This window comes from Massilia sp. WG5 (genome assembly GCF_001412595.2).
In the GTDB taxonomy this organism is placed as follows: domain Bacteria; phylum Pseudomonadota; class Gammaproteobacteria; order Burkholderiales; family Burkholderiaceae_D; genus Telluria.
The window spans coordinates 2,997,067-3,021,574 of record NZ_CP012640.2 but is presented as its reverse complement, the minus strand read 5'-3'; the positions used below and the strand labels follow the sequence as shown (position 1 = coordinate 3,021,574).

The window sequence follows — 24,508 nt, the reverse complement described above, 5'->3', positions numbered from 1 at the left end:
CGGAAGCTCAATATGGGTGCAGTAGAACAGCAGGTGCAGGCAGCCGCGGCCAACAAGGCGCCGCTGATCGCCCTGCTGGGCAATCCGAACTGCGGCAAGACTGCGCTGTTCAACCGCCTCACCGGCGCGCGCCAGAAGGTCGCGAACTATGCCGGCGTCACCATCGAACGCAAGGAAGGCAGCTTCACGCTGCCGGGCGGCCGCGCCATGCGCGTGCTCGACCTGCCCGGCGCCTACAGCCTGTCGGCCCACACCCCTGACGAAGCCATCACGCGCGACGTGGTGGCCGGCCTGCGCGCGGGCGAACAGGCGCCGGACGCCGTGGTCTGCGTCGTCAACGCCACCAACCTGCGCCTGAACCTGCGCCTGGTGCTCGAGATCCAGCGCCTCGGCCTGCCGATGGTGCTTGCCCTCAACATGGTCGACGTCGCCAACAAGCGCGGCATCGAGATCGATACCCGGAAACTGTCGCAGGAGCTGGGCATGCCGGTGGTCGAGACCGTCGCCGTGCAGTCCGGCGGCGAAAAGGCCCTGCTGGCCCAGCTCGGCGCCATGTCCTTCGACACGGCCGCCAAGCCGCGCCAACTTGCCGCGATCGACGCCGTGCCGGTCGAGGAGACCCAGCGCGAAGTGCGCCGCATCATCGACGCCTGCGTCAGCTTCGACAAGGACACCGGCAACTTCTCCGAGCAGATCGACCAGGTCGTGCTGCACCCGGTGCTGGGCCCGCTGATCCTGGCCGCGCTGATGTTCCTGGTATTCCAGGCCGTGTTCAGCTGGGCCGCGGCGCCGATGGACCTGATCAAGAGCGGCGTCGAAGGGCTGGGCACCTGGGTCGGTTCGAACATGGCCGAAGGTCCGCTGCGCGGCCTGATCGTCGACGGCATCTTCGGCGGCGTCGGCAGCGTGCTGGTATTCCTGCCGCAGATCCTGATCCTGTTCTTCTTCATCCTGGTGCTGGAAGACTGCGGCTACCTGCCGCGCGCGGCCTTCCTGCTCGACCGCATGATGGGCAGCGTCGGCCTGTCCGGACGCGCCTTCATTCCGCTGCTGTCCTCGTTCGCCTGCGCGATTCCCGGCGTGATGGCGGCGCGCACGATCCAGAATCCGCGCGACCGCCTGGTGACGATCATGATCGCGCCGCTGATGACCTGCTCGGCGCGCCTGCCGGTGTACGCGCTGGTGATCGCGGCCTTCATTCCGAACCGCCAGCTCGGCGCCGGCATCAATCTGCAGGGCCTGGTGCTGTTCCTGCTGTACGCGGCCGGCATCGTCAGCGCGATGGGCGTGGCCTGGTTCTTCAAGCGCGCGGCGCGCGCCAAGGGCCAGCACCCGCTGATGCTGGAACTGCCGGCCTACCACTGGCCGCACCTGCAGAACCTGGCGCTGGGCCTGTGGGAACGCGCGAAGATCTTCCTGACCCGGGTCGGTACCGTGATCCTGACCCTGATGGTGCTGGTCTGGTTCCTGTCGAGCTTCCCGGGCGCGCCGGAAGGTGCGACCCACCCGCCGATCTACTACAGCGTGGCCGGCATGCTGGGCCGCGCCCTGTCGGTGGTGTTCGAGCCGATCGGCTTCGGCTGGCAGATCTGCATCGCCCTGGTGCCCGGCATGGCCGCGCGCGAAGTGGCGGTCGGCGCGCTCGGCACCGTGTACGCACTGTCGTCCGCGGGCGACGACGTGGCAGGTTCGCTGGCGCCGCTGATCTCGCATTCCTGGAGCATGGCCACCGCGCTGTCGCTGCTGGCCTGGTACGTGTTCGCGCCGCAGTGCCTGTCGACCCTGTCGGTGGTGCGCCGCGAGACCGGCAGCATCCGCTACGCCTTCCTGATGGCCGGCTACATGTTCGCGCTGGCGTATACCGCTTCCTTCATCACCTACCACGTCGCGCGCTACGTGCTGGGGAGCTGAGATGATCCAGTACCTGGTGGTGGGCCTGATCGTGCTGCTGGCGGCGCTGTACGCCGCCGGCAAATACCTGCCGCTGGCCTGGCGCCGCCGCATCGTCTACCAATTCTCGGACGGCTCCGGCAAGGGCCTGCTGGCGCGCTGGCTCGACAAGGACGCCGGCTGCGGCAGCGGCTGCGATACCTGCGGCACCTGCGCGCCGGAGCCGATGCCGGAGAAGGACGAGAAGGGCAGGAAGATCATCCAGGTGCACGTGAAGCGTTAGGTCCCACCAGCGCCATCAGGCGCTTCGCATCGAAGGGCGCGCGCACCTTGATGTCGTTGTCGAAGTAGCAGTACACATCCCGGCTGTTCGTCTTCAAGGGCGGAACGGCAGACACCAGCCGCGCATCTTCCGGCTGCTTTCCCGCGCTCCACAAACGGATCCGCGACGCCCAGCGCGCCAGCGAATCGTCCTCGTAGCCGCTGGCGTACAGCTCATGCTCGCCGTGCAGGCGGATGTAGATGAAATCCGCGGTCACGTCTTCCCAGTCCGGCCACTTGCCGGCGGTGTCGGCCACCACCAGCGCCACATTGTGCCGCCTTAGCATCGCGATGAAGGCCTCGTCGCGGAAGCTCTCGTGGCGCACCTCCACCGCATGCCGCAAGGGGCGCACGGCGTCGATCTCCAGCAGGCTCCTGCCCGCCATCTTCTCGTCGTGGCCGCGGGCGATGGCCAGCGCCTGGCCGGTGTCGCGCGGCAGCAGGGAAAGGAAGCGTTCCACCTTTTCCGCGTCGAAGCGCAGCTGGGGCGGGAACTGCCACAGGATGGGTCCGAGCTTCTCGCGCAGCGCGAACACGCCCGAGGCCAGCACATTCGCCAGCGGCGTCTCGATGTTGCGCAGCTTGAGCATGTGGGTGATGAAGCGGTTGCCCTTCACGGCGAAGACGAAGCCGGGCGGCGTGGCGGCATACCAGGCCGCGTAGCTCGCGGGCCGCTGCAGCGCATAGAAGGAACCGTTGATTTCGATGGTGGGCAGGTAGCGCGAGGCATAGTCCAGCTCGCGCGCCTGCACCAGCCCCGGTGGATAGAACACCCCGCGCCAGGGTTCGTACCGCCAGCCCGAGATGCCGATGTGGATTGCGCCCATGCCTGTGATGGTAGGCCGGGCGCGGGCAGGGCTCGGTGCGTTGACGAACCGTGGGCAGTGAAGGGACCGCCTGCCGCTACCATTACCGACGGGCGAAGCGCACGGCCTTCCCGGACCGCCTGCGCCACAACCCGACCGTCCCCAGCCCCACCGCCAGCATCGCCCAGCCCGGCGCTTCCGGCACCGGCGACACCGGCGAGGCCGACAGCATGGTCAGGGTCGTGTTCTCGGTCCAGTACAGGTGGTGCTCGGTGGTGGCGCGCGGGTCGAACTGGTACTCATAGCTCAGCTTGCCGGACTCGATCAGGTGGCCGCCGCCGCGCCAGCCTTCCGGGTCGCTGCCGTATTCGCCGAGGCTGAACGACAGGCCTTTGTCGGCCGAGAACATGAAGCTGTCGGCGCCGCAGTGGTACCAGGCGTTGCTGCCCGAGGCGCAGGCGATGTAGTCCATCGAGCCGATGGTCAGCGAGCTCAGTTCCTGGAGGTCGAGGACGCCGTCGGCGTTCAGGTCGGTGCCGGTGAAGGAACCGGCGATCTGCATGTCGGGCAGGAACACCGCGGCTTCGTGATCGTAGAAGCCGGTGTAGGTGAAGGTCCAGTGGGCGGTTTGGGCTTGGGCGAGCGCACTGCCGAGCAGCAGCGCGGTGGCGGTGAACAGGTGCTTCATGGTGGACCTCGCATGGATGCGGGCGAACCCGCGGTCAATGAAATGCTGGGTTCAGCCTACACCTGTCTGTGTCGAAAGTCCTGCCCATTTTTAACATTTGTCGCCGACCGGCCACAGCCTGCGGCTAGCGCACCACCGGCAGCTCGATCGTGCTTTCCATGCCCGGCGCGTGGTAAATACGCTGGGTCGCCTTGCGGTAGTCGCCCGGCTTGGCGTAGAAAATGTTGGGCACGAAGGTCTGCGGATTGCGGTCGTACAGCGGGAACCAGCTCGACTGGATCTGCACCATGATGCGGTGGCCCGGCAGGAACACGTGATCCACGTTCGGCAGGGCGAAGCGGTAGCGCTCGGCCTTGTTGGCCGGGATCGCCGCCGGCTTGTCGAAGCCCTGGCGGTAGCGGCCGCGCAGGATGTCCATCGAGATCGGCAGCTGGTAGCCGCCCAGTTCCGGCTGGGCCGCGACTTCGTCCGGATAGACGTCGATCAGCTTCACGACCCAGTCGCTGTCGGTGCCGCTGGTGGAGGCGAACAGGTTGACCATCGGCGCGCCGGCCAGTTCGAGCGGCTTGCTCAAGGGTTCGCTCACATAGGTCAGCACGTCCGGGCGGTCCGAATACGAGCGCTGGTCGGTCACCAGCCAGGGCTTCCAGACCGTGCCCTCGCTCATGCGCACGGGGCGCGGCACGAAGGGCACCGGTTTCGCCGGGTCGGACACATATTCGTCGAAAGCCGCGCCCTTGCTGTCGCCTTTGTCGAAACCGAGCGCGAAACCGAGCGCGAGGCCGGGCTTCAGGTACAGCGTGGTGGCGCTCGGCGCCAGCGGCCACTGCTCCAGCCTACGCCAGCGGTTCACGCCGGTCTGGTAGGACCACACGGGCGGCGTGTCGAACTTCGGCGCGCCATCCTTCAGGTACTGGTTAAAGAAGGGCAGCATGACCTCGCGGCGGAACTGCTGGGCGGTGTCGCCGGTGAACTTCAGCGCGCCCAGCGAGGAACCCTCGTAGTTCACGCCGCTGTGGCGCCAGGGGCCGACCACCAGCGAGTTCATGCGGTTGTCCTTGTCCTTCGGCTCGACCGCCGCATAGGTCGCATAGGCGCCGTAGATGTCTTCCTGGTCCCAGCGGCCGACCACGGTCATGGTCGGTACCGTCAAGGGCTTGTTCGCCAGGATGCGGTCCAGCGCCTGCTCCTGCCAGTAGCTGTCGTAGGCAGGATGTTCGAAGATCTTCTTCGTGAAGTTCAGCTGGTCGACGCCGTAGATGTGGGCAAAGTCGGCGGTCGAGCCGGCGCGCAGGAACGCGTCGTAGTCGTCGTGGATGCCGGTGACGATGCGTTCGCCCGCGCCGCGCGCCGCGTTCTGGCCGGCGATGTAGTCGAGGTTGGTGTTGCGGAAGGCGCCGTTGTGGAACCAGTCGTCGCCGCGCCAGCCGTCGACCATGGGGCTCATCGGCACCGCGGCCTTCAGGGCAGGGTGCGGCTCGACCAGCGCCATCAGCACGGTAAAGCCCTCGTAGGACGAGCCGACCATGCCGACCTTGCCGTTCGATTCCTTGACGTTCTTGACCAGCCAGTCGATGGTGTCCCAGGCGTCGGTGCTGTGGTCGACCTGGGTGTGGTTCAGCGGGCCGCGCACCGGGCGCGTCATCACGTAGTCGCCTTCCGAGCCGTACTTGCCGCGCACGTCCTGGAACACGCGGATGTAGCCGTTCTCGATGAAGGCGTCGTCGCCGTCGCCCAGGATCGAGGCGATGTGCGGGCTCTTCATGCGCGCGGTGCGGCCCGCCGCGTTGTAGGGCGTGCGGGTCAGCATGATCGGGGCGTGCGACGCCCCCTTCGGGATCACGATGACGGTGTGCAGCTTGACGCCGTCGCGCATCGGGATCATCACGTCCTGCTTGACGTAGTCGGCATTCGGCACCGTCGTGGAGAATGTCGCGGCCGGGATGTCGGGCGCCATCGGCAGCGTCTGGGCCAGGGCCGTGCCGCCGAGTGCGGCGAGCAGCAGGGGAAGGGCGGACAGGGACGGCAGGCTGGGACGCGGCATCGGGTTCTCCACTTGACTAATTAGATGAGCTGCAACATTGTTAAAAGTTGCATTCAGGCATATTACCCAAGCTTTAGGTAAACAAGCAACAGTGCTAAGCTAGCGCCACTTCACCCGCCCAGGCTTCCATGATCATCGTCCATCACCTCAACAACTCCCGTTCCCAGCGCATCCTGTGGCTGCTGGAGGAACTCGGCCTGGACTACGAGATCAAGAAGTACCAGCGCGACCCGAAGACGATGCTGGCGCCGCCGGAGCTGCGCGCCGTGCATCCGCTCGGCAAGTCGCCGGTGGTCCAGGACGGCGACACCATCGTGGCCGAATCCGGCGCCATCATCGAGTACCTGGTGGGGCGCTACGGCGACGGCCGCCTGGCGCCCGCGCCCGGTACGCCGGAGCGCCTGCGCTGGACCTACTTCCTGCACTACGCCGAAGGCTCGGCGATGCCGCCGCTGCTCCTGAAGCTGGTGTTCGACCGCGTCGAGAGCACCCCCGCGCCCTTCTTCGTGCGCCCGATCGCGCGCGCCATCGCGAACAAGGTGAAGGACGGTTTCGTGCTGCCGCAGATCCGCCAGCACCTGGCCTTCCTCGAGGGCGAACTCGCCGACCGCGCCTGGTTCGCCGGCGACGCATTCTCGGCCGCCGACATCCAGCTCAGCTTCCCGCTGGAGGCGGCCGCCGCGCGCGGTGGACTGGATGGCAAATATCCGAAACTGAGCGCCTTCCTCGAACGCATCCATGCGCGCCCGGCCTACCGGCGCGCGCTCGAACGGGGCGGCAAGTACGACTTCGTGAAGTAAAGAGCATGGCGAAACTGCTGGCCATCGACGGCCTGAACATCGTCCGCCGGGTCTATGAAGCCAGTCCCGAACCGGACTCCGACCTGAAGGCCAGCATCGCCCTGCGCCATGCCTTCTCGTCCTTCCGCAAGCTGCTGGAAGCGCATGCGCCGACCCATGTGCTGGCGGCCTTCGACTATGGCGGCCAGACCTGGCGCCACGCGCTGTATCCGCGCTACCGCGAGGGCCGCGCGCCGATGCCCTCCGACCTGCGCAATGCCCTGCCGGAGTTCCACGAGCGCCTGCGCGCGGCCGGCATGCACGTGCTGATGGTGCCCGAGGTCGAGGCCGACGACGTGATCGCCACCGGCGTCATGCGCTGGCTGTCGGAAGGACGCGGCGAGGCGGTGGTGGCCACCACCGACAAGGACCTGCATGCCCTGATCGCGTACGGCGCTCTGGTGTGGGACCATTTCAAGGGCGAGTGGCACGATGACGCCTGGGTGCGCAACAAATTCGGGGTTGCGCCCGAGCGCCTGCACGACCTGCTGGCGCTGATGGGCGACCCGACCGACGGCGTACCGGGCGTCTCCAAGATCGGCATGAAGACCGCGGCGCGCCTGCTCAACGCCTACGGCGACCTGCCGGCCGTGATGGCCGGCGCCGGCATCCTCAAGACGCCGCTGGGCGAGCGCCTGCGCGCCGAGCGCGAGATCCTCGAGATCTCGCGCAAGCTGGTGGAGCTGAAGACCGACGTGAAGCTCGGGGTGAGCTGGAAGATGCTGGCATGGGACGCCCACTGAGCCGGCCGGACCCTCTGGACACAAGGAACGAACGATGCTCAAGGCAGTGATTGTCGACTCGAACGCGATTTCGCGCGGCCTGCTCAACACCGTGCTGACGGACGGCGGCTACGAAGTGGTGGCCCAGGTGCATACCAGCCACCTCGGCTACGTGCAGGCCCTGAAACACCACCCGCACATCTTCTGCATCGCGCGCGAACAGGTCGAGGACGGCAACGACGTGGTCGAGCAGCTGCGCGCCAGCCTGCCCAAGACCCTGGTCTTCATGGTGTCCGGCACCCTCGACGCACCCACCGTGCAGGCCGCGCTCGGCCGCGGCGTGCAGGGCTTCATCGTCAAGCCCTTCAAGGCGGACGCCGTGCTGCGCACGATCCGCAACACGGTACTGGCCATCGTCAAGCAGCATCGCGGCGCCTGACACGCCGGCACTGCCGCCGGGGCCGCGGGCTGGAACCCGATCAGAACTCTTCCCAGTCGCCGCCCGCCACCACCGGCTCCTTGCGCCGGACCGGTTGCGGCTGCGGTTGCGCTACCCGTACCGGCTTGGCCGCCTGCGCCAGCTTCGGCGCTTCGACGCGCCTGCGCGGTTTGACGGGCGCCGGCGCCGCGGCCTGCGCGACGCCATCCAGGCGGAACACGCTGACCGCCTGCGCGAGGCGCGCCGCCTGGTCCTGCATCGCTTCCGCCGCCGCCGAGGTCTGCTCGACCAGCGCGGCGTTCTGCTGGGTGACTTCGTCCATCTGGGTGATCGCCTGGTTGATCTGCTCGATGCCGCCGCTCTGCTCGGCGCTGGCGGCGGTGATCTCGCTCATGATGTCGGTCACGCGGCGCACGCTGTCGACGATCTCGCGCATGGTGCTGCCGGCATCGCCGACCAGCTTGCTGCCGTTCTCGACCTTGCCGGTCGAATCGACGATCAGGGTCTTGATCTCGCGCGCCGCCGCGGCCGAGCGCTGGGCCAGGTTGCGCACCTCGCCGGCGACGACCGCGAAGCCGCGGCCCTGTTCGCCGGCGCGCGCCGCTTCCACCGCCGCATTCAGCGCCAGGATATTGGTCTGGAAGGCGATCCCGTCGATCACGCCGATGATGTCCGCCATCTTGCCGGAGGCCTCGTGGATCTCGCGCATGGTGCCGACCACTTCCTCGATCACGGCGCCACCGCGCGCCGCCACGTTGGAGGCCGATTCCGCCAGGGCGTTGGCCTGGCGCGCGTTGTCGGCGTTCTGCTTGACGGTCGAGGTCAGCTCTTCCATCGACGACGCGGTTTCTTCCAGCGAACCGGCCTGCTGCTCGGTGCGTGCGGACAGGTCCATGCTGCCGGCCGCCACTTCGGCGGACGCGGTGGCGATGGTCTCGGTGCCGCTGCGCACGGTCTGCACGGTGCGCGCCAGGCTCTCGTTCATCGCCTTCAGGGCATTCAGCAGCTGGCCCATCTCGTCGCGGGTGGTGACGTCGATGCGGCTGGTCAGGTCGCCGGCGGCGACGGTATTCGCCACTTCCAGGGCCTTCGCCACCGGACCGGTGATCGAGGCCGAGATGCGCCAGGCGATGGCGGCGGCCAACGCCAGGATCGCGGCGCCCAGGCCGCCCATCAGCAGGCGGGTTTCCTTGTAGGTGCTCTCGGCCTGCTCGCTGGCTTCCGCCACCGCCGCCTTCTGCAGCTTGATCTGTTCGTTCAGGACCTTCTTGTAGGCCAGCAGCAGGGGACGGAATTCGGCGGTCAGGTAGGCCTTGGCGCCGTCGATGTCGCCGGCGCCGATGCGCTTGAGCAGCTCGTCCTGGTCCTTGACGAACTTGGTGTTGTGCTCGGCGCTCTGGTTTGCCAGGTCGCGCTCCGCGCCCGCGGTGGCTTCGGCGTGATAGCCGTCCAGGATGGACTGGATCGCGCCGCGCGCCTTCATGACGTTCGCGGTCTGCAGCTTGCGGTCGGCCGGATCGTCGTTGAGCATCATGTTGCGCAATGCGACCGAGATGTTGTTGGTCTGGTCGAGGATCGAGGTCGCGGCTTCGATCTTCGGCATGCGTTGCTGCACGATCTCTCGCGTGCCCTGGTTGACGCGGCCGAGCATGGTCATGCCCAGCATGAGTACGACGATCAACATGGCGCACATCACGCCAAAGCCCAGCGCAAGCCGCGTGCGCAGTTTGAAATTACGGAGATTCATAATATGGAGGTAAAGCGAATAAAACGAAAGGCCGCGGCACATGCCGCGGCCGGAGGACGGTGCGGCGGGTCAGGCGGCGCTGCGCGCGGCGGCCAGCAGGCCCATGTCTTCGGAGCTGAGCAGCTTGTCGATGTCGAGCAGGATCAGCATGCGCTCGCCCACGGTGCCCAGGCCCTGCAGGTACTCGGCGGCGACGCTGGAGCCGAGGTCCGGCGCCGGCTTGATCTGCTCGGGCGTCAGGGTCACGACGTCGGACACGCTGTCGACCACCACGCCGATCGTGTGGCCGTTGATGTTCAGGACGATCACCACGGTGAAGGCGTCGTAGCTCGGATTCCCGACGCCGAACTTGATGCGCATGTCCACGATCGGCACGATGATGCCGCGCAGGTTGATCACGCCCTTCAGGTACTCGGGCGCGCTCGCGATGCGGGTGACGGCGTCGTAGCCGCGGATTTCCTGGACCTTGAGGATGCTGAGGGCGTACTCTTCGCCGCCCAGGCGGAACGACAGCACTTCTGTCGTGTTGTTAATGTCAATCACTGATGCTCCCTGTCTGCAAATATTTTGCCGTGCGGCAACTTTGCTGAAGGTTACGACATTTCGGCGCGCAGTTCGATGGAGAAATGGCAAGCGCGGGCAAAAATCGTGAAATTCTTAGGGGGATATGCAACAGTCAATACAGGGCTGCGGGCCTATAAACGTCGTCCCCGCACAGGCGGGGACCCAAGTTTGCTGGCGTCTACTTAGCGCGTACAGAACCTGGGCCCCCGCCTGCGCGGGGGCGACGGAAGAGCGGGGGGCGACGACAGAACGCGGGAACGCGGTAAGACTCAGGCCGCGCTGGCCGAATCGATGATCCCGCCGCCCAGGCACACATCGCCGTCGTACAGCACGGCCGATTGTCCCGGCGTGACGGCCCACTGCGGCTCGTCGAAGCGCAGCAGGAAGCGGTCCTGGCCTTCCGGCGCCACCGTGCAGGCGACGTCGGCCTGGCGGTAGCGGGTCTTGGCGGACAAGGAGCGCGGGGCGGGCGGTTCGCCGGCGACCCAGCTCGCCTGGCCGGCGCCCAGTTCGGCCGACAGCAGCCACGGGTGGTCGTGGCCCTGCACGATGTACAGGGTGTTGTTGGCGATGTCCTTGCGCGCCACGAACCAGGGCTCGCTGGTGCCGTCCGCGTTCTTGTGCGATTTCAGGCCGCCGATGCCGATGCCCTTGCGCTGGCCCAGGGTGTAGAAGGACAGGCCGACGTGCTCGCCGACCGTCTGGCCGTTGTCCAGCTTGATCGGGCCCGGCTTGTGCTGCAGGTAGCGGCCCAGGAATTCGCGGAAAGGGCGCTCGCCGATGAAGCAGATGCCGGTCGAGTCCTTCTTCGCCGCGTTCGGCAGGTTCAGCTTTTCGGCGATCTTGCGCACCTCGGTCTTGGCGATCTCGCCCAGCGGGAACAGGGCTTTCGACAGCTGCGCCTGGTTCAGGCGGTGCAGGAAGTAGCTCTGGTCCTTGGTCGAATCCAGCGCCTTCAGCAGCTCGAAGCGGTCGCTCGCCTGGTTGTGGCGCACGCGCGCGTAGTGGCCGGTCGCGATCAGGTCGGCGCCCAGCTTCATGGCGTGGTCGAGGAAGGCCTTGAACTTGATCTCGGCGTTGCACAGCACGTCCGGATTCGGCGTGCGGCCGGCCTGGTATTCGCGCAGGAATTCCGCGAACACGCGGTCCTTGTATTCGGCGGCGAAGTTGACCGCCTCGATGTCCACCCCGACCACGTCGGCCACGCTGGCCGCGTCGATCCAGTCCTGGCGCGTGGAGCAGTATTCGGAATCGTCGTCGTCTTCCCAGTTCTTCATGAACAGGCCGACGACTTCGTAGCCCTGTTCTTTCAGCATCCAGGCCGCGACCGAGGAGTCGACGCCGCCCGACATCCCGATCACGACTTTTTTCTTGGTCATTTCGTTACATTACGTCCGGTTGAATGGAAAGGCCGCCATCAAACACTGAGTGGTCGGTATATAGCAGGTCCAGCGAGGTGCGCTGGCCGGCCAGGTAGTCGTCCACGCATTTCAGCACGATCGGGCTGCGGTGGCGCTCCTGGCAGGCCGCCAGTTCGTCGCGCGTCATCCACAAGGTGCGCAGGATGCCATGGTCGAGCGGCTGGTCGTACTGCCTGCCCGGCTTGCCGCAGAAGGTGAAGCGCAGGTAAGTGACGTCGGTGCCGCGCGATTTCGAGTGATAGCGCGAGATGTACATGCCGACCAGCGCCTCGGGAATGAATTCGTGCGCGGTTTCTTCCATGGCTTCGCGGATGACCGCCTGTTCGAGCGATTCGAATGGGTCGAGGTGCCCGGCCGGCTGGTTCAGGCGGATGCCGTCGCTGGTTTCCTCTTCGATCAGCAGGAAGCGGCCATCGCGCTCGATGATCGCAGCGACAGTCACTGATGGTCTGAAGGTATGGGTCATGCGCGTCCTTGAAAATGTGCCGATATTCTACCTTGATGAAAAGGTCGTTGCTTGCACGCACGCTGCATTGCAACAGTTCTGGCCAGGCTTTTCGCTTGATTTGATACAAATAATCGTGGGATATCCCTAGGTCCGTAGCAGCTTGAGCAGGAAAATTGCCGATCTGTTTACGAAATACCACTAGTCGGTATTGACAACGGGCTTTGTCTAAATTTGCATGCTAGATTGTAGACAGTTTATCAATCCAATGGGGGAATCATGAAGATTGGTGTGCCGGCCGAATCGCGGCCCGGTGAAACACGCGTCGCCGCAACGCCCGAAACCGTCAAGAAGCTGGCCGTCCAGCACGACGTGATCGTGCAGTCCGGCGCCGGCCTGCATGCGTCCGTGCCGGATGAGGCCTACGTGGCCGCCGGCGCCCGCATCGGCAGCGCCCAGGACGCCTTTGGCGCCGAGATGGTGCTGAAGGTGCGTGCCCCGAACGCCGACGAGCGCTACCTGATGCAGCCCGGCGCCGTCCTGGTCGGCATGCTGAACCCCTTCGATCTCGAGAACAACGCCGCGATGGCCGACAAGCGCCTCGTCGCCTTCGCCCTGGAAGCCGCGCCGCGCATCACCCGCGCGCAGTCGATGGACGTGCTGTCCTCGCAGGCGAACATCGCCGGGTATAAAGCCGTGATGCTGGCCGCAAACGCCTATCAGCGCTTCATGCCGATGCTGATGACGGCCGCCGGCACCGTGAAGGCCGCGCGCGTGCTGATCATGGGGGTCGGCGTGGCCGGCCTGCAGGCGATCGCCACCGCCAAGCGCCTGGGCGCCGTGATCGAGGCCTCCGACGTGCGTCCGCCGGTCAAGGAGCAGGTCGAATCGCTGGGCGCCAAGTTCATCGACGTGCCTTTCCTGACCGACGAGGAAAAGGAAATCGCGCAAGGCGCGGGCGGCTATGCGCGGCCGATGCCGGCCGACTGGATGCGCCGCCAGGCCGAGCTGGTGCACGAGCGCGCCAGACTCGCCGACATCGTCATCACCACCGCGCTGATCCCAGGCCGCAAGGCGCCGGTACTGATCTCGGAAGACACCGTGCGCGCCATGAAGCCGGGTTCGGTGATCGTCGACATGGCGATCGAGCAGGGCGGCAACTGCCCGCTGACGGAACTGGGCAAGACCGTGAACAGGCATGGCGTCACCATCATCGGCGAGCCCAACCTGCCGGCCCTGGTCGCGGCCGACGCCTCGGCCCTGTACGCCCGCAACGTGCTCGATTTCCTCAAGCTCATCGTCGACAAGGAAGGCAAGCTGGCGATCGACCGCGAGGACGAGATCGTGCGCGCGGTGCTGGTCTGCACCGACGGCGAAGTATTGCGCAAATAGGAGCGAAAACATGGAAATCAGTCACACGATCATCAACCTGATCATCTTCGTGCTGGCGATCTACGTCGGCTACCACGTGGTGTGGACCGTCACCCCGGCCCTGCACACGCCGCTGATGGCGGTGACGAATGCGGTGTCGGCCATCATCATCGTCGGCGCCATGCTGGCGGCCGGCCTGACCGAGGGCATCACCGGCCAGGTCGCGGGCACCATCGCCGTCGCGCTGGCGGCCGTCAACGTGTTCGGCGGCTTCCTGGTCACCCAGCGCATGCTGGAGATGTTCAAGAAGAAGGAGCCGAAGGCGAACAAGGCCGTCGCGGGCGAAAAGACCGGGAACGGTATCGGCGCGAAGGAGACCGCATGAACATGATCAGCATGAATGTGGTCACGCTGCTCTACCTGGTGGCCTCGGTCTGCTTCATCCAGGCCCTGAAAGGCTTGTCCTCGCCGTCGAGTGCGCGCATGGGCAACGTGTTCGGCATGAGCGGGATGGCGATCGCGGTGCTCACGACGATCGCCCTGATGCTCAAGCTGCAGGAACAGATCCGGACCGGCGGCATGGGTTTCGGACTGGTGCTGCTGGGCGTCGTGGTGGGGGGCGCAATCGGCGCCATCGCCGCGCGCCGGGTCGAGATGACCAAGATGCCGGAGCTGGTGGCGGCCATGCACTCCCTGATCGGCCTGGCGGCGGTGTGCATCGCGATCGCCGCCGTGTCCGAACCCTGGGCCTTCAACATCGCCGCCCGCGGCGCCGCGCTCCCTTTCGGTAACCGGCTGGAGCTGTTCATCGGCACCTTCGTCGGCGCCGTGACCTTCTCGGGTTCCGTCATCGCCTTCGGCAAGCTGGCCGGCAAGTACAAGTTCCGCCTGTTCCAGGGCGCGCCGGTGCGCTACCCGGGCCAGCACCTGATCAACCTGCTGGTGGCGATCGCCATCATCGCGCTGGGCCTGGTGTTCTGCTTCTCGGATGGCGCCGCGCCTGCGTGGACGCCCTACATCGTGATGGCGGCGCTGTCCTTCGTATTAGGCGTGTTGATCATCATCCCGATCGGCGGCGCCGACATGCCGGTGGTGGTGTCGATGCTGAACTCCTACTCGGGCTGGGCGGCGGCCGGCATCGGCTTCTCGCTGAACAACTCGATGCTGATCATCGCCGGCTCGCTGGTCGGCTCGAGCGGCGCGATCCTCTCGTACATCATGTGCAAGGCGATGAACCGCTCCTTCTTCAACGTGATCCTGGGCGGCTTCGGCGGCGAGGCGGCGGCAGCGGACACGGGCGGCGCGAAGGAACAGCGTCCCGTCAAGGCCGGCTCGCCGGAAGACGCCGCCTTCATCCTGCAGAATGCGGAATCCGTGATCATCGTCCCGGGCTACGGCCTGGCGGTGGCGCGCGCCCAGCATACGGTGAAGGAACTGGTCGACAAGCTGACCGAACACGGCGTGACGGTGCGCTACGCGATCCACCCGGTGGCGGGCCGCATGCCGGGCCACATGAACGTGCTGCTGGCCGAGGCCGAGGTGCCCTACGACCAGGTGGTGGAGATGGAAGACATCAACGGCGAGTTCGGCCAGACCGACGTGGTGCTGGTGCTGGGCGCGAACGACGTGGTGAACCCGGCCGCCAAGGACCCGAAATCGCCGATCGCCGGCATGCCGATCCTGGAGGCCTACAAGGCCAAGAGCATCATCGTCAACAAGCGTTCGATGGCATCCGGCTACGCGGGCCTGGACAACGACTTGTTCTACCAGCCGAACACCATGATGGTGTTCGGCGACGCCAAGAAGGTCATCGAGTCGATGGTCAAGGCGGTAGAGTAGGCAAGGCCGGCTTCAGGCCTTGCGCAGCAGGTCGACCCGGAACGGCGCCAGGAAACGGGCGCCGTCTTCGCCCAGGTGCGACTCGAACTTCGCCCGCACCCGCTCGAGCAGCTCGGGCGACAGGCGGTGCTCGGTATGCGTCACCTGGATCACCTTCTGCTCGAAGTCGGCAAAGCTCTTGTAGCGGACCGGCGACAGGAAGAAGGTCTGCGACACCAGCTCGAACAGTCCGGCGTCGACCGCCTTGCGGGTCGCCTCGAAGGCGGCCTCGCGCACCCGCTCCTCGTCGTGGAACAGGCGCAGGATCTCGTTGTAGTCGCCGCCGAATACCGGTTCCGAGACGTAGACCAGGCCGCCGGGAGCCAGCACCCGGTGCATTTCCTCGAAGGCCTGGCCCAGCAGGTCGACGGGCACGTGGTGCAGGGACTTGAACAGGAACACCGCATCCACGCTGGCATCGGGCGCCGGAATCTCCTGCGCCCCACCCAGCGCGAACTGCACGCCGGGCAGGTCGTCGATGCCCAGGTTCTTCTCGTGCTGGCGGCGGTCGACCTCCAGCGCGAGGATGGAAGAGAACCTGCCGCCGGCGGCGAGCAGCCGGGTCTGGCGTGCGGTGCCGCACCCCAGTTCCAGCGCCCGCGCCGGCGTCGACGCCAGCGGCAATGCGTCGAGCAGCACCCGTTCGTCCAGCACGGGGCCGCCGTCGGCGTCACGCAAGCGCATCGGCGTCATCATTTTCCGTGGGTCGCTTTTTCCATCGCGTCCAGGGTTTCCTTGCCGACGCGGCTTTCCATCTGCTTGTACACCGGCGCCATCGCCTTGCGCCAGGTTTCGCGCTCGGCCGGCGTCAGGGTGTAGACCGTGGTCTTGCCGGTCGCCTTGATCGCTGCGACCGCCTTGTCGTTTTCTTCCTGGGCGATATCGTTGGTGTACTTGGTCGCTTCCGCCATCGCGCCTTCCAGCTTGGTGCGGATGTCAGCCGGCAGGCCGTCCCAGAACTTCTTGTTGACGATCACCGCGTAGCCGATATAGCCGTGGTTGGAAATCGTCATGTCTTTCTGCACCTCGTGCATCTTCTGGGTGTAGATGTTCGACGGGGTGTTCTCGTTACCGTCCACGACACCGGTCTGCATCGCCTGGTAGACCTCGGAGAAGGCCATCACCTGCGGGTTGGCGCCGAGCGCGCGGAACTGGGCGTCCAGCACCTTCGAGCTCTGGATGCGCATCTTGAGGCCGCGGAAGTCGGCCGGGGTGTGCAACGGCTTGTTGGCGGTCATGTCCTTGAAGCCGTTATCCCAGTAGGCCAGGCCCTTGACGCCCTTCGGCTCAAGCTTGGCGAAGAACCACTTGCCCAGCGGGCCGGTGGTGACGCGGTACAGCGCCTCCTTGTCCGGGAAGATGAAGGGCATGTCGAAGGCTTCGAATTCCTTCACGCCCAGCGGGCCGAACTTGGCCAGGGACGGGGCCAGCATCTGGACCGAGCCCAGCTGCAGTGCTTCCATCTCTTCCTTGTCCTTGTACAGCGTGCTGTTCGGATAGACCTCGACCTTCACCCGGCCGTTGGTGGCCTTTTCCGCCAGTTCCTTGAAGCGCAGCGCGCCCTTGCCCTTCGGCGTGTCGTTGGCGACCACGTGGCTGAACTTGATGACGATGGGCGCCTGGGCGTACGCGCCCGTGCTGGCGAAGGCGGCGGCGGCGAGTACCGCGTGCATGATCTTGAATTTCATTGTTGTCTCCTTTGTGGTTTAAGGTGGAACTGCCTTGTTACTTGCGTCGCTTTGCTTCTTCGAGCATTTGCTGTGCGATGAGAATGACTGGTCGGTCGACCATCTTGCCGTCGAGGGCCACCGCGCCCCCTTGCGCCGCCTCGGCCGCGGCGACTACACGTCCGGCCCAGGCCACTTGTTCCGCCGTCGGTGCGAAGGCTTCATGCACTGGAGCGACCTGTTTGGGATGAATGCATAATTTACCGCCAAAGCCGAGTGCGCGGGCGCGCAATGTGTCAGCGTGCACGCGATCGGCTTCGTCGAAGGTGGTGGTCACGCCATCCACCGGGGCCGCGATGCCGGCCACGCGCGAGGCCAGCACCAGCTGGGAGCGCGCGTAGAGCAGGGTTTCGTGGCCTTCCTGGATGCCCATGTCGAAACTGAAATCGATGGAGCCGAACACCAGCCGCTCGACGCGCGGAAGGCGCGCCAGGGCGGCGGCGTTCCACAGTCCCAGGCCCGATTCGATCAGGGGCAGGATGGCGGGGGCGCCGGCGGCGGCGAGCCTGGCGATGGCGGCTTCGTGTTCGGCCTTGGGCAGCACGATGCCGGCCACGCCGGGACGGGCGCACAGGGCGAGGTCATCCTCGAACCATTCGGTATCGAAGCCGTTGACGCGCACCAGCACCGGCTGCCGGGGCGACAGCCAGGCGGCCAGCGCCTCGCGTGCGGCCGCCTTGTCGGCGAGCGGCACGGCGTCCTCGAGGTCGACGATCACCGCGTCGGCGCCGGCGGCGCAGGCCTTGTCGAAGCGTTCGGGCCGGTTGCCGGGCACGAACAGGTAGGAGCGCGCCACCATGGCTCAGGCCTGTTTGGCGAGCAGGATGCCGACCCGTTCGGCATCGGCCAGCGCCCAGATGCGGGCAAACGCGTCGCGCATCTCGGCCGGGCTGGCGGCATCGGCGAACTCGGCCAGGCGCAGGGCCTTGCTTTCGAGTTCTTCGCGCGACAGGGTATTGCCCGGATCGCCCTTCGGCTCGTCGACCCGGCCTTCCAGCGTACGGCCGTCACGGGTCTGCACGCTCACCTTGCCGATCCAGCGCGCCGGATAGGCCTGGTCGACTTCCTCGTCCAGCACCATCTCGACCTTGCCCCGGAAGGCCGCGATGCGCGGATCGTTGTAGAAGCTTTCGAATTCCTGCAGGCCGGCGTTGCCGAATTCGGCGATCAGGCCCAGCACCGTGCCCATCGAGAATTTCGCCTGGTGCACCGTGCGCGGATCGACGACCGGCCCGAGCACGTCGATCGCGCCCTGGTGCACGCGCGCCGTCACATGCGCGACGTCGTCCGGCCGCAGGCCATGCGCCTGCACGACCTGCAGCAGCGCGTCGGCTGCCGGATGGGTGTGGCGGCAGGAAGCGTGGAACTTGAACGAGGTTTCGGCCAGGGTCCAGCGCTGTCCCAGGCCGGCGGTCAGCTTGGCCGGATCGGCGTCGCGCGACATGCCGGCGGCCATGCCCTGTGCGCCTTCGAGGATGCGGCGCGCGCCCGTAAAGCCTTCCTGCGCCAGGTAGGCCGCGGTCAAGCCGCCGGCGGCCGCATGGGCCGTGTGCAGCTGCTTGGAATCGGCGGCGTCGCGCAGGAACTCCCACAGGCCGGCGGCCTGGGTGCCGGCCGAGCCGAAGGCGTGCAGCATCTGTTCCGGATTCAGGCGCAGCAGGTGGCCGACCGCGGCGGCGGCGGCCAGCGTGCCGGCGGTGCCGGTGGTGTGGAAAATCTTGTAGTGCGAGCGGCCCAGGAACTCGCCGACCCGGATCCCGACCTCGTAGCCGGCCACGGAGGCGCTCAAGAGGTCGCGGCCGCTGGCCCCGATCGACTGGGCGACGGCCAGCGCGGCCGGGAACACCACGGCAGCCGGGTGGAACACCGAGCCGTTGTGGACGTCGTCCTGTTCGGCGAAGTGGGAGGACGCGGCGTTGACCATCGCCGCGAACAGCGGCGTGGTGCGGCGGCGCGAGATCAGCACTTCGCTGGGACCGTCCTGCGGGCCCATCTGGCGGGCGAAGGATTCGATGGCCTGGACCGGACGGCCAGTCTTGCCGGCCAGGGCCGAGCCGAACCAGTCGAGAAAGAGGTCTTCGGCGCGCCGCATCACGGTGTCAGGGATGTCTTCGAAACGCAGGGTGGCGGCGAAGGTGGCCAGGACCTGACTAGGGTGATCGTTATTCATTGAAGCGTCTCCTGTATATGTCGTCGTTCCCGCGCATTTCCCGTCGTCCCCGCGCAGGTGGGGACCCAAGTTTTACGCGTCACCACGAACCTGGATTCCCGCCTTCGCGGAATGACGTTTTTCCTGCGCGGGAACGACGTTGTTTTAGATTGCCTGCTGTTCCCGCAACGCCCCGATGCGCCCTTCGTCGTAACCCAGCTCGGCCAGGATAGCATCGGTATGCGCCCCCAGCGCAGGGATCGGGTCCATGCGCGCATTCCACTCCTCGGGCACGCCGGGCGGTTTCAGGGCGGGCAGGGGGCCGGCGGGGGTCGCCACTTCGAGCCAGCGGTCGCGCGCCTTCAGCTGCGGGTGTTCCCACATGTCGTGCATGGTGTTCACGTGCGCATTCGCGATCGGCGCCGCTTCCAGGCGCTCGATCACCTGCTCGGCCGTCAGGGTCGAGAACACGTCGACGATGATGGCGCGCAGTTCCTCGCGCGCGACCGTGCGCGCGGCGTTCGAGTTGAAGCGCGGATCGGTTGCCAGTTCCGGCTTTTGCAGCACCTTCGAGCAGAACAGCGCCCATTCGCGCTCGTTCTGCAGGCCCAGCATGATCACGCGGCCATCGCCGGCCGGGAAGGGACCGTAGGGATAGATGGTGGCGTGGGCGGCGCCGGCGCGCGGCGGCGGCGAAGCGCCGTCCATCGCGTAGTACAGCGGGTAGCTCATCCACTCCATCATGGACTCCAGCATGGCGACTTCGATGTGGCTGCCCTTGCCGGTGCGGCCGCGCTGGATCAGCGCCGCCAGGATGTTCGAATAGGCGTACATCCCGGCCGAGATGTCGGCGATCGAGCAGCCTGCCTTGGCCGGCTCGTCCGGGGTGCCGGTAATCGACAGGAAGCCGGATTCGCTCTGGATCAGCAGGTCGTAGGCTTTCTTGTCGCGGTAGGGACCGTTGTCGCCGTAGCCGGAGATGTCGCACACGATCAGGCGCGGGAAGCGCTCGGACAGCGCCTCCCAGGACAGGCCGAGACGGGCCGCCGCGCCGGGCGCCAGGTTCTGCACCAGCACGTCGGCGCTTTCCAGCAGCTTGTCGAGGATGGCGTGGGCTTCCTCGTGCTTGACGTCGAGCGTCAGGCTTTCCTTGGAGCGGTTGGTCCAGACGAAGTGCGAAGCCAGGCCGCGCGCGCGGGTGTCATAGGCGCGCGCGAAGTCGCCCACGCCGGGGCGCTCGACCTTGATGACGCGGGCGCCGAGGTCGGCCAGCTGGCGCGTGCAGAAGGGTGCGGCGATCGCGTGTTCGAGGGTGACGACGGTGATGCCGTCGAGTGGGCGCATGGAGGGATTCATGAACGGTCTCCTCAGAACGAACGCGGCATGCCGAGCACGTGCTCGCCGATGTAGGCGAGGATCAGGTTGGTCGAGATCGGCGCCACCTGGTACAGGCGGGTCTCGCGGAACTTGCGCTCGACGTCGTACTCTGCGGCGAAGCCGAAGCCGCCGTGGAACTGCAGGCAGGCGTTGGCCGCTTCCCAGGAGGCGTCGGCGGCCAGCATCTTGGCCATGTTCGCTTCGGCGCCGCAGGCCTGGTGGGCGTCGAACAGGGCGCAGGCCTTGTAGCGCATCAGGTTGGCCGCTTCGATGTTCACATAGGCCTTGGCGATCGGGAACTGCACGCCCTGGTTCTGGCCGATCGGACGGCCGAACACTTCGCGCTCGTTCACGTATTTGGTGACCTTGTCGATGAACCAGTAGCCGTCGCCGATGCACTCGGCGGCAATCAGGGTGCGCTCGGCGTTCAGGCCGTCGAGGATGTATTTGAAACCCTTGCCTTCTTCGCCGATCAGGTTCTCGGCCGGGATTTCCAGGTTTTCGAAGAACAGCTCGTTGGTCTCGTGGTTGACCATGTTCAGGATCGGCTGCACCGACAGGCCCTTGCCGATCGCCTCGCGCAGGTCGACCACGAAGATCGACATGCCTTCCGACTTCTTCTTCACTTCCGACAGCGGGGTGGTGCGGGCCAGCAGGATCATCAGGTCGGAGTGCTGGATGCGCGAGATCCACACCTTCTGGCCGTTGATCACGTACTTGTCGCCCTTGCGCACGGCGGTGGTCTTGATCTTGGTGGTGTCGGTGCCGGTGGTCGGCTCGGTCACGGCCATCGACTGCAGGCGCAGCTCGCCGCTGGCGATCTTCGGCAGGTACAGCTCCTTCTGCTGCTTCGAGCCGTGGCGCAGCAGGGTGCCCATGTTGTACATCTGGCCGTGGCAGGCGCCCGAATTGCCGCCGGCGCGGTTGATCTCTTCCATGATCACCGACGCCTCGGTCAGGCCCAGGCCCGAACCGCCATACTCCTCGGGGATCAATGCCGCCAGCCAGCCGGCCTGGGTCAGCGCGGTGACGAATTCTTCCGGATAGGCGCGCGCCTCGTCGACCTTGCGGAAATACTCGGAAGGGAATTCAGCGCACAGGGCGCGCACCGCTTCGCGGATGTCCTGGTAATCGTGGTTCTGTTGAATCGACATGGTGTCTCCAGTTCTAATTAGATGGGCTCAGCCCAGCACGGCCTCGGCCTGCATCGCGAGTTCGCCGCGGATGTTCCTGGCCCACAGGCGCACCGTGCGTCCGTCGGGATCGGGCGTGCCGCAGACCGTGAACGGCTCGATGTCGAACAGCGGGCCGACGGCGCGGAAGGAGAAGGAGGCGATGCGCGCCTGCGGCATGTTGCGCTGCAGGAGGTCGACCAGCAGGGTCGCGATCAGCGGACCGTGCACGATCAGGCCGGGGTAGCCTTCGACTTCGGTGACATAGCTGCGGTCGTAATGGATGCGGTGGCCGTTGAAGGTCAGCGCCGAGTAGCGGAACAGCAGCACCGGATCGGGCGTGATGCTGCGCTCCCAGGCGGATTCCGCCGGCGCCATCTTCGACGCAGGGGCGGGCGCGCCCGGCTGCGGCATCTCGCGGTAGACGATGTCGTGCTCCTCGGTGACGCAGACCGCGCCGTCCTGCGCCAGCTCGTGGCGCACGGTGACGAACACCAGCGGTCCGGTCGTCCCCTGCTTGGCGCCCACGCTTTTCACTTGCGAGCTGCGGGTGGCTTCGCCTTCGACTGTCAAAGGCTGATTGAACGTGAGGCGGCCGCCGGCCCACATGCGGCGCGGCAGCGGCACCGGCGGCAGGAAGCCGCCGCGCTGCGGGTGGCCATCGGGGCCGAGCTCGGCCTGCGGCGCGGCGTGCCAGAAATAGGCCCAGTGCCAGAGCGGCGGCAGGCCGGCGCCCGCGCCGAAATGGTCCGGGCGATCGAGGGTGGCGGCCATGGCGTTGGCGGTGACGGCGTTGACGCGCGCGCCCACGGTCTCGGTCCTGCCGACCCACTGCTGGAGCAGGGTTTCATCGAAAGCTTCGGAAGTCATGGTGGAACAGGCCCCTTGGTTGACGAACGCCCAGTCTGGACCTGGTAGCAGAAAGACACAATCGCTGCTTTTGGAAGGGGGGCTACGGTTTTGGTGAAGGCTCGGTTAATGTGGAGCTGGTACTTGACGCTGCAGGAAATGCGGTCGGCACCGCCGATCGCTGGCTGGCAATGTCGGAGCATGCACTGCCTGGTGCATCCGATGATGAATACGTCGCGAGACGCTACGACACTCAGTTCGAGCGTAAGGAGCACGCAGTGGAGACGGTCGTCGGCGTGCGCGATCAAGATGGTAGCTGGAAGGTGCCTGGTTATTTCGTGAAGTAAGAACTGTCTTTGCGTTTCAGTTGGGCCACATGGGTATCAGCCGTGCTGGCTCTTGCATTGCGATTTCCAAGGTCCGCACGACTCTGAGATATATGGCGACGCTGATATCGGGGTAGAGCGACGCATGCTGAACACGACCAGTTCTTCACTTGCTACGCCGCCTCCACGACCGGAAACTTGCTGGCGACAAAAAATCAACTGCGTCGCACGCGGCGCCGAGTCGCACCTAGTGCAACCAGCCCCAGGGCCATCAGCGACAGCGGGCCCGGCGCCGGCACCATGTTGACCTGTCCTTCGATTACGTCGTTCTGGCAGGTCTCGCCCCAGTGCATGGCGATGGACGAATAGTTCAGCAGGTCCGTCGACGACACCGCGATCTTGAATTCCAGCGCCTCGTCGGGCGTTACTGTCCAGGTGCCGACCACGCCGGTGTCCACCGCGCTCCCGGAACCGGTGTCTACCGCCGTCGCCTGGCCATCGCGGTAGTAGCAGGCGCTGCCCAGGCCGCAGCTCATGAACGATTCGCTCATCCTGATGTCGGCGCTGTTGGTCGGGCCGTTGAGCTGGTAGAGTTTAAAGCTGCCTCCGGTATTACTGTAGCGGTTGTCGAGGCTGAAGCCATACGACCAACGGGTGCCATTGCTGGCGTTGTCGCTGATATGGTTGGCATCGCTGCCGTAGGGCGTCCAAGCCGGGGCCAGGAACACGTCACCATAACCGATACCGCCTGAGGTCAGCGCGGCATCAATGCCGGCATGGCCCGCGAAGTTAGTGGTAATTCCAATCGTCAGCACGTCTCCGGCGCGGGTGATGGTGGCGCCATGAATGTAGTAGGTGCTGTCGCCGATCACATCGCCATAGCCGTGCGAATCGCCACCCCAGTAAGCACCAGTACCCGTGTCGCTGATGACTCCGGCGTATGCGCCGGCGCCGTTGAGCAGGGCAATGGCAGCGAGCATGGTCTTGATGAGGTTTTTCATGAATACTCCAAGGTAATATTGACATGGCAGTTAAGAGCAGAAATCATGCCAAGGGTAAATTACACTTGCAAATCATGAACTTATTATTTCTCTATGTCATTCAAAAGTGCATTATGTAAATTTTTTCGACAGCATAAATCGCAACTATTATTGCTCTGAGGTTAATTTGGTAGAAACACTTTGGGTCGTAGCGGGATTGGCGGCTACCTCGTGTCAGCGCTCGACAAGGTCCGCTTCGGGCGCTTGTTGTTGGCCTGATTAAAGTGTTTAGCTGAGCGGCCGCCCGGGTAACTGCTATCGATCGCAACTCAGCAGTTCGCATCATCAGCATAGTTGATGACACTGGTTCCCATCTCGCCCACATACGTCAGGCTGCACCCCGGATGCCGCGCATCCACGGCAATCACTCCCGCCACGCGCGTATCGTAGCTCTCCGAAATCCCCGCGGCGACGAGGATCCCGGCCGCGGTCGGATAGCCGGCCCCGTTCATCTGCACCTGGTCGAGCACGGTCGGCGCCGCCGGCGAGCCGGCCAGCATCCACTTCATGTGATACAGCTGCGCCGACTTGCTCACGGCGTCGCGCGCGAGCTCCATCTTGGCGACGCGCGCGCTGCGCATCAGGTCGGCATACCGCGGCAAGGCGACGGCCGACAGCGTGCCGACGATCGCGATCACGGCGGTGGTCTCCAGCAGCGTGAAACCGCGCTGGCGTGTCGGCATGTGCATGACC

At 65.9% G+C, this 24,508-nt stretch carries 25 protein-coding genes; 9 read left to right on the top strand and 16 right to left on the bottom strand.

What is annotated here, in order from left to right:
* Positions 1-12: 12 nt before the first annotated feature.
* Together AM586_RS13455 and AM586_RS13450 are read left to right on the top strand one after the other, a co-directional pair.
* Entirely contained in the window at positions 13-1,911 is a 1,899-nt protein-coding gene (locus tag AM586_RS13455; RefSeq protein WP_047826758.1) for a ferrous iron transporter B, read from the top strand.
* A gap of 1 nt (position 1,912) precedes the next feature.
* The gene (locus AM586_RS13450; RefSeq protein WP_047826759.1) at positions 1,913-2,173 is read left to right on the top strand and encodes a DUF6587 family protein; all 261 of its coding nucleotides are present in this window, start codon (positions 1,913-1,915) and stop codon (positions 2,171-2,173) included.
* On the opposite strand, the gene AM586_RS13445 is transcribed toward AM586_RS13450, so the two are convergent.
* From AM586_RS13445 to AM586_RS13435, 3 genes are all read right to left on the bottom strand, one after another.
* The gene (locus AM586_RS13445) at positions 2,148-3,038 is read right to left on the bottom strand and encodes a DUF72 domain-containing protein (protein ID WP_047826760.1); all 891 of its coding nucleotides are present in this window, start codon (positions 3,036-3,038) and stop codon (positions 2,148-2,150) included. The two genes, AM586_RS13450 and AM586_RS13445, sit on opposite strands and share 26 nt — an antisense overlap.
* Before the next feature lie 82 nt (positions 3,039-3,120).
* Positions 3,121-3,705: a hypothetical protein gene (locus AM586_RS13440; RefSeq protein WP_047826761.1), complete on the bottom strand. Its 585-nt coding sequence runs from the start codon at positions 3,703-3,705 to the stop codon at positions 3,121-3,123.
* Positions 3,706-3,829: 124 nt separating this feature from the next.
* On the bottom strand, positions 3,830-5,749 hold the full coding sequence (locus AM586_RS13435) for a CocE/NonD family hydrolase (protein WP_047826762.1): 1,920 nt from the start codon (positions 5,747-5,749) through the stop codon (positions 3,830-3,832).
* A 128-nt stretch (positions 5,750-5,877) separates the two neighbouring features.
* Here AM586_RS13435 and AM586_RS13430 point away from each other — a divergent pair, with 128 nt between their 5' ends.
* The 3 genes from AM586_RS13430 to AM586_RS13420 are packed head-to-tail and all read left to right on the top strand — an operon-like array spanning position 5,878 to position 7,749.
* Positions 5,878-6,549, top strand: coding sequence for a glutathione S-transferase family protein (locus AM586_RS13430; RefSeq protein ID WP_047826763.1), 672 nt, complete (start codon positions 5,878-5,880; stop codon positions 6,547-6,549).
* A 5-nt stretch (positions 6,550-6,554) separates the two neighbouring features.
* A complete protein-coding gene (locus AM586_RS13425; protein ID WP_047826764.1) occupies positions 6,555-7,331 on the top strand; it encodes a 5'-3' exonuclease H3TH domain-containing protein in 777 nt (258 codons plus the stop codon).
* A gap of 34 nt (positions 7,332-7,365) precedes the next feature.
* Positions 7,366-7,749, top strand: a complete 384-nt coding sequence (locus AM586_RS13420) for an ANTAR domain-containing response regulator (protein ID WP_047826765.1) — start codon at positions 7,366-7,368, stop codon at positions 7,747-7,749.
* Positions 7,750-7,789: 40 nt separating this feature from the next.
* Here AM586_RS13420 and AM586_RS13415 read toward each other — a convergent pair whose 3' ends face one another.
* The 4 genes from AM586_RS13415 to AM586_RS13400 form a co-directional block, all read right to left on the bottom strand.
* Positions 7,790-9,496 carry a methyl-accepting chemotaxis protein gene (locus tag AM586_RS13415; protein WP_047826766.1) on the bottom strand — a complete coding sequence of 569 codons (1,707 nt, stop codon included), beginning with the start codon at positions 9,494-9,496 and terminating at the stop codon, positions 7,790-7,792.
* 69 nt (positions 9,497-9,565) lie between these two features.
* Positions 9,566-10,039 (bottom strand): chemotaxis protein CheW, encoded by a 474-nt coding sequence (locus tag AM586_RS13410; RefSeq protein ID WP_373887957.1) that lies wholly within the window; start codon positions 10,037-10,039, stop codon positions 9,566-9,568.
* A gap of 290 nt (positions 10,040-10,329) precedes the next feature.
* A complete protein-coding gene (mnmA, locus tag AM586_RS13405; protein ID WP_047826767.1) occupies positions 10,330-11,439 on the bottom strand; it encodes a tRNA 2-thiouridine(34) synthase MnmA in 1,110 nt (369 codons plus the stop codon).
* Between the two features lie 4 nt (positions 11,440-11,443).
* Positions 11,444-11,947, bottom strand: coding sequence for an NUDIX hydrolase (locus AM586_RS13400; RefSeq protein ID WP_047826768.1), 504 nt, complete (start codon positions 11,945-11,947; stop codon positions 11,444-11,446).
* 258 nt (positions 11,948-12,205) lie between these two features.
* Here AM586_RS13400 and AM586_RS13395 point away from each other — a divergent pair, with 258 nt between their 5' ends.
* From AM586_RS13395 to AM586_RS13385, 3 genes are read left to right on the top strand one after another with little or no spacing between them, the layout of a single operon-like run.
* Entirely contained in the window at positions 12,206-13,318 is a 1,113-nt protein-coding gene (locus tag AM586_RS13395; RefSeq protein WP_047826769.1) for a Re/Si-specific NAD(P)(+) transhydrogenase subunit alpha, read from the top strand.
* A 10-nt stretch (positions 13,319-13,328) separates the two neighbouring features.
* Entirely contained in the window at positions 13,329-13,682 is a 354-nt protein-coding gene (locus AM586_RS13390) for an NAD(P) transhydrogenase subunit alpha (protein WP_047826770.1), read from the top strand.
* Positions 13,679-15,136, top strand: a complete 1,458-nt coding sequence (locus AM586_RS13385; protein ID WP_047826771.1) for an NAD(P)(+) transhydrogenase (Re/Si-specific) subunit beta — start codon at positions 13,679-13,681, stop codon at positions 15,134-15,136. Before AM586_RS13390 ends, AM586_RS13385 begins: the two co-directional genes overlap by 4 nt.
* Before the next feature lie 12 nt (positions 15,137-15,148).
* Here AM586_RS13385 and AM586_RS13380 read toward each other — a convergent pair whose 3' ends face one another.
* The 7 genes from AM586_RS13380 to AM586_RS13350 all read right to left on the bottom strand — a co-directional run bounded on the left by AM586_RS13380 (position 15,149) and on the right by AM586_RS13350 (position 22,470).
* Entirely contained in the window at positions 15,149-15,859 is a 711-nt protein-coding gene (locus AM586_RS13380) for a class I SAM-dependent methyltransferase (protein WP_197416515.1), read from the bottom strand.
* Positions 15,860-15,867: 8 nt separating this feature from the next.
* On the bottom strand, positions 15,868-16,863 hold the full coding sequence (locus tag AM586_RS13375; RefSeq protein ID WP_047826773.1) for a TRAP transporter substrate-binding protein: 996 nt from the start codon (positions 16,861-16,863) through the stop codon (positions 15,868-15,870).
* A 37-nt stretch (positions 16,864-16,900) separates the two neighbouring features.
* On the bottom strand, positions 16,901-17,701 hold the full coding sequence (locus AM586_RS13370) for a CoA ester lyase (RefSeq protein WP_047826774.1): 801 nt from the start codon (positions 17,699-17,701) through the stop codon (positions 16,901-16,903).
* 3 nt (positions 17,702-17,704) lie between these two features.
* Complete coding sequence (locus AM586_RS13365; protein ID WP_047826775.1) at positions 17,705-19,072, bottom strand: MmgE/PrpD family protein; 1,368 nt, start codon at positions 19,070-19,072, stop codon at positions 17,705-17,707.
* A 144-nt stretch (positions 19,073-19,216) separates the two neighbouring features.
* On the bottom strand, positions 19,217-20,395 hold the full coding sequence (locus AM586_RS13360) for a CaiB/BaiF CoA-transferase family protein (RefSeq protein WP_047826776.1): 1,179 nt from the start codon (positions 20,393-20,395) through the stop codon (positions 19,217-19,219).
* Positions 20,396-20,418: 23 nt separating this feature from the next.
* Positions 20,419-21,582, bottom strand: coding sequence for an acyl-CoA dehydrogenase family protein (locus AM586_RS13355; RefSeq protein WP_047826777.1), 1,164 nt, complete (start codon positions 21,580-21,582; stop codon positions 20,419-20,421).
* A gap of 27 nt (positions 21,583-21,609) precedes the next feature.
* Positions 21,610-22,470, bottom strand: coding sequence for a MaoC family dehydratase N-terminal domain-containing protein (locus AM586_RS13350; protein ID WP_047826778.1), 861 nt, complete (start codon positions 22,468-22,470; stop codon positions 21,610-21,612).
* Positions 22,471-22,580: 110 nt separating this feature from the next.
* On the opposite strand from AM586_RS13350, the gene AM586_RS13345 reads away from it, so the two are divergent.
* Complete coding sequence (locus AM586_RS13345; protein WP_156328279.1) at positions 22,581-22,796, top strand: DUF4019 domain-containing protein; 216 nt, start codon at positions 22,581-22,583, stop codon at positions 22,794-22,796.
* Positions 22,797-22,990: 194 nt separating this feature from the next.
* On the opposite strand, the gene AM586_RS13340 is transcribed toward AM586_RS13345, so the two are convergent.
* A complete protein-coding gene (locus AM586_RS13340; protein ID WP_047826779.1) occupies positions 22,991-23,776 on the bottom strand; it encodes a hypothetical protein in 786 nt (261 codons plus the stop codon).
* Between the two features lie 308 nt (positions 23,777-24,084).
* On the bottom strand, positions 24,085-24,504 hold the full coding sequence (locus AM586_RS13335; RefSeq protein ID WP_052234489.1) for a type II secretion system protein: 420 nt from the start codon (positions 24,502-24,504) through the stop codon (positions 24,085-24,087).
* Positions 24,505-24,508: the final 4 nt, after the last annotated feature.